Genomic DNA, 7,620 nt, shown 5'->3' with positions numbered 1-7,620 from the left:
TTTGGCTATGCTTTAGGATCTTCGTTTACAACATACACAATTTCTGGTTTTTGTCAAAGCTTTTGTTAAGAAAGATGTTTATAATGGATAGCTTAAAAAGGGGGGCAAAAGCCCTTCACAGTCCCCCTTTTTAAGGGGAGCCACTGCGGTCTTGGGGTCTCCCCAAGTGGAGCATGTGGCGTGGATTTAGGGGGATCTCCAACGATTTTGGTTTTATACAAAGATGTGTGTACACCATAGCCAATACATCGGGGGGATTAAGGGGGGTAATTCAACTACCACCTTAAGTGGGAGCAACGCGAAAAAGTGAGATCCTCGTGAAATAGGCAGGGGAGGCAGGGGAAGCAGGAGGAGCAGGGGGAGTAAAGAGGCATTTTTAGTATTTTTTACTACCGAAACAGACTGCTTCTACACTTATTTATTTCTCTTCCCCTGCCTCCCCTGCCTCCCCTGCCTCCCCTGCCTCCCCTGCTTACCCATCTCACTGTTAGAGCATTGCTCCCCCTTAAGTTGACTACCTATGAGCATTGTCGTGCCCTTACCACGTAGTCTATTTACCTGAAAATAGCTGTAAAATTATTTGTTGAGTCTACTTTGTTTCTGCAATTGGCTGGACGCGCAAACCCTCGGTCTCATCAACCGTAGGATTGGCAATCAGCGATTCATTTCCTGTCAGACCGGATGTAATTTCTACTTCGGTACCATAATCTCGCCCAACGGCAACTTTTTGATAATGCACTGTTTGGTTTTTAGTTATAGTTGCTACCTGTGTACCTTTGGCATCAATGACTAAAACACTATCAGGCACAACAAAGGGAGGATTAGTGCGGTTAATGGCAAATTTTACACTGGCATACATCCCAGGTCGCAGCGCCCCGTCCAAATTATCGATTTTTAGTTGTGTTAGCAAAGTACGAGTATTTGGATCTATGGCGTTGCTTGTACGTACTACTTTACCCGTAAATACTCGTTGTGGTAACTCTCTAACTGTAATTTGTGCTGTTTGTCCAGTGTTAAGTAAAGCTGATGAACTCTGTGGGACATTCACGTTCACATTTAGGGCATCGTAAGCAGCAATTGTATAAAGGCTGGTATTTCCAGTATTTGTACTGCCACTACCTGCTGTAATCAGAACACCTGTATTTACGTTACGTGCTGTGACTACTCCTGCGAAGGGAGCAGTGACTTTTTTATAAGACTGCAATATGGTATTACGCTGAAAGTTTGCTTGAATGGCGTAGGCGTTAGCTTGGGCTACCTTCACATTGGCAGAGTCAGAACTGACAGTATTTTGTGCGGCTTCAACGTTGGCCAGGTTCGCCTGATATGTGGCATACTTTGTATCTGCGTCTTGTTGAGCTACTGCACCTTGCTTAACAAGAACTTGCCAGCGCTCCCAGCTTTGACGGGCGATTAATAAATTAGCGCGGGCTTGCTTCAAATCAGAAACACCTTTAGCTAAACTAGCACGACTTTGAAGCACGTTAGCTTGTGCTTGGATTAACTCTGCCTTTGCTTGCAAAACTTGCTGATCTATATCTGGTGAATCGATTTCTGCTAACAACTGACCAGCGCGGACGCGATCGCCAATATCAGCATACCATCGCCGCAAATACCCAGTACTGCGAGCATAGACGGTGGTTTGATTAAGGGCTACAACACTCCCAGGTAGTTCCAAATTGCTAACACCAGTAGCGCGACGGGGAGTCATAACGTTAACTGAGGGGATAGTGCTAGCTTCCTTCACTGCTGCTTGTAATTCTGACTTTTGGGTTAACCGAGGCAAAATACCTATGGTTAAGAGAGTACCAAAAAAAACAACACCAATTACAGCCCAACCAATTCCACCGATGCCGCGTCTTTGTTTTCTAGAAGTCGTTTCTTGTTCAGAATCAGGAGATGGAGGATGTTGAGAATCCATAGTTTAGCTGTCCCATATTATCTAATTTGCATCCATTCAGCAGCTAGAGTCATTACCAATGATGGTAATGACTATTTTGTGAGTTGCTTATGATTTGTCTTGGGATGATGACAAGGAGTATGCGGTGTGTGGATCGGAGAAATTTAAATCGTCATCATCCTCAATCGGACGAGGTTGTTGACGGCGGAATATGCTATACACAACAGGTACAAAAATCAGAGTAGCAACTGTTGCAGCTGACAAACCGCCAATTACAGCGCGACCCAAAGGTGCATTCTGCTCGCCACCTTCACCAAGACCAAGAGACATTGGCACCATCCCGATGAGCATGGCTAAGGCAGTCATTAACACCGGACGCAACCGCGTATATCCCGCCGCTTGTGCTGCTTGATAGGCATTTTGTCCTTCTAGACGCTGTTCATTAGCAAAAGTAATCATCAGAATACTGTTTGATGTCGCCACACCTATACTCATAATTGCACCCATTAAGGAAGGAACGCTGAAGGTCGTGCCGGTGACAAATAGCATCCAGACAATACCAGCCAAGGCACTTGGCAGTGCCATCATGATAATTAGGGGATCGAGCCAAGATTGGAAATTTACCACCATTAAGCAGTAAACCAGCACGATTGCAAACACAAGTCCTAAACCGAGTCCCAGAAAGGAAGAGTTCATCGTTTGCACTTGCCCACGAATATTAATCTGACTACCGCGAGGCAATTTTTTCTGATAATCAGCGATAATTCGATTCACATCGCGAGCAACTCCCCCCAAGTCACGACCGGAGGAGTTAGCGTAGATATCGAAAACCGGCTGAATATTGTAGTGATTAACAACTTGCATTACTCTGTCGCGTCTGACAGTAGCCAAATTACCCAAAAGTTGGGGTGCAGTTTGACCGTTGCCAACGGGCATATTCTTGAGGCTGTCAATAGAGTCAATTTTGTACTGGGGAACTTGGACAGCAAGGGTGTAACTCACGCCTTTTTTGGGATCGAGCCATTGGTTGATTGCGGCTTGACCGCTTGAACTTAAGGAAGTGAGGACGCTATTAGCAACATCACGCTGCGTCATTCCCAGTTGTTGAGCCTCGGTGCGGTCTACATCCAGGTGTAACTCTGGAGCATCGACAACTTGCTGCATGTGTACATCTACAGCCCCAGGAACGCGCGTCATCCGGGCTTCGATTTGTTTGGCTATTTCAAAATTGCCCTTTGAGTTTTTTAGAGGCCCAGATATTTGCACGTCAACAGCAGCAGGTAAACCGAAATTCAGAATTTGAGTAACAATATCAGCCGGCTCAAAAAAGAAGGTGTAGTTGGGAAATGTCGTTTTTAATTTCTGGCGGAGTTGCTTGACGTAAGAAAAAGTTGAACCAGATTCTTTTAGGGATACAAGAATATCAGCATCAGCCGGGCCAATTGTAGCTCCGTTGTAGCCATAAGTAAGGTTAATGCCACTGTTGGGTAAGCCGATGTTATCCAGAATTATTGAGAGATTTTCTTTCGGTACTGTCTTGCGGATAACATTTTCGACTTGGCTGACAATTCTTTCTGTCTCTTCTAAACGAGTGCCAGGTAAGGCACGAACATGGAGACTAAACTGACCACCATCGACTTGAGGGAAAAAGTCTTGACCGACGAAGGGTAGCAAAACTCCGGCACTGACTATAAAAGCACCAAATAGCACAAAAACTATCCGGCGGTAATTTAATGCTGAGGTCAGAACATCGTAGTACCAACTGCGGAATTTCTCAAATACTCGGTTAAACTTTTCGTGTTGCTCCCATATCCAATCTTTTTTATTTGTGGTTGCAGCTGTAGTTTGGTGGTTTTCATGACCATTACCATTATGGTCTAAGACTTCGGTGTGGCGATCGCTATGACCATTCCCATTATGGTCTAAGGCTTCGGTGTGGCGATCGCTATGACCATTACGATCCTCGCTCTCTCTGTGCAAGTGAGCTTCATAAGGTAGCAGATAGCTGGCCATTGTCGGGACTACAGTCCGAGATAGCACATAAGAAGCAAGCATACCAAATACTACCGCCATCGCTAGCGGCACAAATAGGTACTTTGCCACTCCACTGAGAAACACCACCGGCACAAAGACTATACAAATACACAATGTGGCGACGAATGCCGGTGTGGCGATTTGCTGCGCCCCATCTAAGATTGCTCGCTTGATTGCTTTACCTTGTCCGAGATTTCGGTGGATATTTTCAATTTCTACTGTGGCATCATCGACAAGAATACCGACAGCTAAGGACAAACCACCCAAAGTCATAATGTTGAAAGTTTGTCCCAAACGACTCATTACAATAATCGAAACCAGCATCGAGAGGGGAATCGATACGGCGACAATTACAGTGCTGCGCCAACTTCCCAGAAAAATCAAAATCATCAGCGCGGTGAGAGCTGCTGCAATCAATCCTTCTTTGAGAACGCCTTGAATGGAAGCTTTCACAAATAGAGATTGATCGAACAAAAACGCTAAATTCAGTTCTGGGGGTAAGGTGGATTGGATGCGAGGCAAAGCTTTTTTCACCCGATCGATGATCTCAATGGTTGAGGCACTGCCACTCTTAAGGATACTAAGTAAACTCGATCGTCTCCCATTTTGACGGACAATGTTCGTTTGCACGCCAAAGCCATCTCTTACTTGCGCGACATCACGAATGTAAGTCACATTGCCATTAACTTGCTTAATTGGCAAGTCGTTGAGCGCTTCCACCACGTCTGGACTATTATTGATTTGCACGGCGAACTCACGAGTGCCTATCTTCATCCCGCCCGCCGGCAAGACTAAGTTTTGGGCACTAACAGCGTTAGTCACATCTTGGGCAGAAATACCTTTAGCTAACATCGCTTGGGGATCGATATCAACCATTATTTGCCGAGGTTTACCACCATAAGGCAGAGGTATACTCGCTCCTTGCACTGTTGCTAGTTGGGTGCGGACGAAGTTGGTAGCATAGTCGTTGAGGGCTTGTTCTGGCAAGCTTTTGCTACTGACACTCATCTGGATAATCGGCACGCTGGAAGCGTTGTATTGAATGATGAATGGCGGTGTAATACCGGGTGGCAAAGGGCGGAGAATTGTTTGGCTGACAGAGGTAATTTGAGCGACTGCTGAGGCTATATTGACGCTCGGTTGGAAAAAAACTTTGACGACGCTAACACCACTTAAGGATTGAGATTCGATGTGTTCGATGTCACTAACGGTTGTTGTCATGGCGCGTTCGCTAATTGTCACGATTCGCTCTGCCATTTCTTGAGATGTTGTGCCCGTATAAGTCCAAACTATACTGACAACCGGAATATTGATTGCGGGAAAAATGTCAACCGCCGTGCCAAATATTGTTATTACACCCAAGATCACAATCATCAAGGCAGCGATCGCGAATGTATAGGGAAGACGTAAAGCAATTTTTACGATCCACATGCAATTTCCTTTTAAATGGGTTTAGCGCTCTACTGTTGCGAAAAAATAATTTAGGATCTTTATTTTTACAGGTAACTTTTCTCAAGATATTGTATATGACAATTCTCTGCCTCGCAAAAATCACAAGCTAAATTGAGCCTCTTCTTGTGGAGTTTTAGGGGCGGGGATCGTCAAAGTTAAACCAATAAAGTGATATTTAAACCACCGCCAACCCCGGAAAAACCAAAGTTTATTCATCGTTATCTGCTCAATGCTGACATCGCTAGAATCTTTGTGTTACAACTTGGCAGATCAATTTGATACATGGAGTGAGTGAATCAGATTTTGGGAATAATCCTCATAGTGTTTGAAAGCATCGTTTTAGTTAGGCTGACGCTATGAGAGCGCTATTTATAGGAAAAAAGCAGATTTTTAGCGGTTTATTTATTGGATTTTGCTGCATTTTGTGGATATGTTCGGTATTAATTCCAGCCTACGCAACGTCTACCGGTTCTATTGATACTCTGCGACAACAGCAGCAACAAATGAACCAGCAACATCAGAGTGTGGTTAACGAGCGCGAGCGCTTAACAAATCTTCAACAAGAGGCTCAAAAAAACCTCACTGGTTTAAAGCAAAATGTGCAAACCACAGATAGCTATATTCAAGAGAGCGAATCTCGATTACAACTCGCTACCCAACGCCTCCAGCAGTTAGAAACCGATTTAGCTGTAGCACAAGGTTCCTACGAGGAGCGGCAAATAGCAACAGTAGCACGATTGCGTTATCTCCAGCGATCGCCAGCATCTGTGGGATGGGCAGTTTTGCTCCAAAGTCAAAATATCAGCGATTTTATCAGTCGCCGTCATCAGTTGAAGTTAGTGTATCAGGCAGACGAACAAATTTTGGTAAAACTCAATGCCCAAGCAATCCTGCTCAATAAACAAAAAACGGATGTAGAACAGCAAAAAAATGAAATTGCTTTAATTCGTGAGCAAATGCTGGCACAAAAAGCCGATTATCAAACTCAGGCGCAGTCACAATCAGAAATGATTCAACGCCTCAATAGCGATCGCCTCGCCTTAGAAGCAGCGCAAAATCAGCTAGAAAGAGATTCCAAAAATCTGGAAGTCTTGATTCAACAAAAGGTAGCAGAAACAGAAGAGGCGCAAACAAAAACTAACAGCCGGACAAGCATCATCATTCGGGGAACTGGTGTAATGGCATATCCTAGCGATGCTGCTACTAGCAGTCCCTTCGGTTGGCGGATACACCCAATCCTTGGCTATCGTCGCTTTCATGCCGGGTTAGATTTTGCCGCCAGCTATGGTAGTAAAATTCGAGCAGCCGATTCGGGCAGAGTAATTTTTGCTGGGTGGTATGGTGGTTATGGCAGAGCAATAATTATCGATCATGGTAATGGCATGACTACACTCTACGGTCATACCAGCGAGTTGTATGTTTCTGAGGGACAAGCAGTTGAACGCGGACAAGCGATCGGTGCTGTCGGTTCCACAGGTTTCTCAACTGGCCCCCACCTCCACTTTGAAGTTCGTCGGAATGGTACACCCGTAGATCCAGCTAATTATCTGTGAACCGAATGGCACGCTTGTAAAGGGAAAATCGTTGAGACTCTTGGGTGCAGAGGAGTAGAGGAGCAGGGGTGCAGGGGTGCAGGGGTGCAGAGGAGTAGGGGAGAAAGAAGAAGTTTTAGGTATTGCGTTCGGATATTTAGAAATTTCCCTCTGCACCCTTGCCCCCTGCCCCTCTGTAATCCTTACGCTGCATACTCTTCAGCTTAACTTAATGCCATTCATCTGTGAACAAAAAAACCAAGTTTCTCTTGGCTGCAAATTTTATCACAGACATGCTATAATATGTAAGACTAAGGGCGCGTAGCTCAGTGGATAGAGCAACAGATTCCGGTTCTGTGGGTCGGGGGTTCAAATCCCTCCGCGCTCGTTACTATACATTAACTAATTATTTGTCACTGCTAACAAAATATTGTCATTTTTGATTAATGAATGTAACTGTTAACATTTTACTAGTTAATGACGATACCCTCTTTAATCCTTTGCATATTGCTGACGGTGAACTAATCCGCTTTGACAGAGTAGTCAGTAATCCACCTTTTTCCCAAAACTATAGCCGTGAGGGAATGCAATTCTCTGGACGCTTTACACATCAGTAAACCAAAAAGTTTTTTCCCAAGAGCGATCGCTAATCAAGATTACGTACTTTAAAGTACTATATACTACAAAATATATAATTAATGC

General features: G+C 44.6%; 4 protein-coding genes and 1 tRNA gene. 3 read left to right on the top strand and 2 right to left on the bottom strand.

Annotated features, from left to right (window positions below; genetic code table 11):
* Window positions 1-589: 589 nt before the first annotated feature.
* Both V7K42_RS05495 and V7K42_RS05490 read right to left on the bottom strand, forming a co-directional pair.
* Window positions 590-1,921 carry an efflux RND transporter periplasmic adaptor subunit gene (locus V7K42_RS05495; RefSeq protein WP_334914260.1) on the bottom strand — a complete coding sequence of 444 codons (1,332 nt, stop codon included), beginning with the start codon at window positions 1,919-1,921 and terminating at the stop codon, window positions 590-592.
* Between the two features lie 87 nt (window positions 1,922-2,008).
* Window positions 2,009-5,365, bottom strand: coding sequence for an efflux RND transporter permease subunit (locus V7K42_RS05490; protein WP_334914258.1), 3,357 nt, complete (start codon window positions 5,363-5,365; stop codon window positions 2,009-2,011).
* Window positions 5,366-5,742: 377 nt separating this feature from the next.
* Between V7K42_RS05490 and V7K42_RS05485 the strand changes: the two genes are divergently transcribed.
* The 3 genes from V7K42_RS05485 to V7K42_RS05475 all read left to right on the top strand — a co-directional run bounded on the left by V7K42_RS05485 (window position 5,743) and on the right by V7K42_RS05475 (window position 7,535).
* Complete coding sequence (locus V7K42_RS05485) at window positions 5,743-6,939, top strand: murein hydrolase activator EnvC family protein (RefSeq protein WP_334914256.1); 1,197 nt, start codon at window positions 5,743-5,745, stop codon at window positions 6,937-6,939.
* A gap of 294 nt (window positions 6,940-7,233) precedes the next feature.
* A tRNA-Arg gene (locus V7K42_RS05480) sits at window positions 7,234-7,306 on the top strand.
* A gap of 58 nt (window positions 7,307-7,364) precedes the next feature.
* Window positions 7,365-7,535: an N-6 DNA methylase gene (locus V7K42_RS05475; protein ID WP_334914254.1), complete on the top strand. Its 171-nt coding sequence runs from the start codon at window positions 7,365-7,367 to the stop codon at window positions 7,533-7,535.
* Window positions 7,536-7,620 lie beyond the last annotated feature (85 nt).

Source organism: Nostoc sp. (assembly GCF_036917455.1).
Lineage (GTDB): Bacteria > Cyanobacteriota > Cyanobacteriia > Cyanobacteriales > Nostocaceae > Nostoc.
Note: the sequence above shows the minus strand (reverse complement) of the source record. Positions and strands in the feature narration are given on the sequence as shown.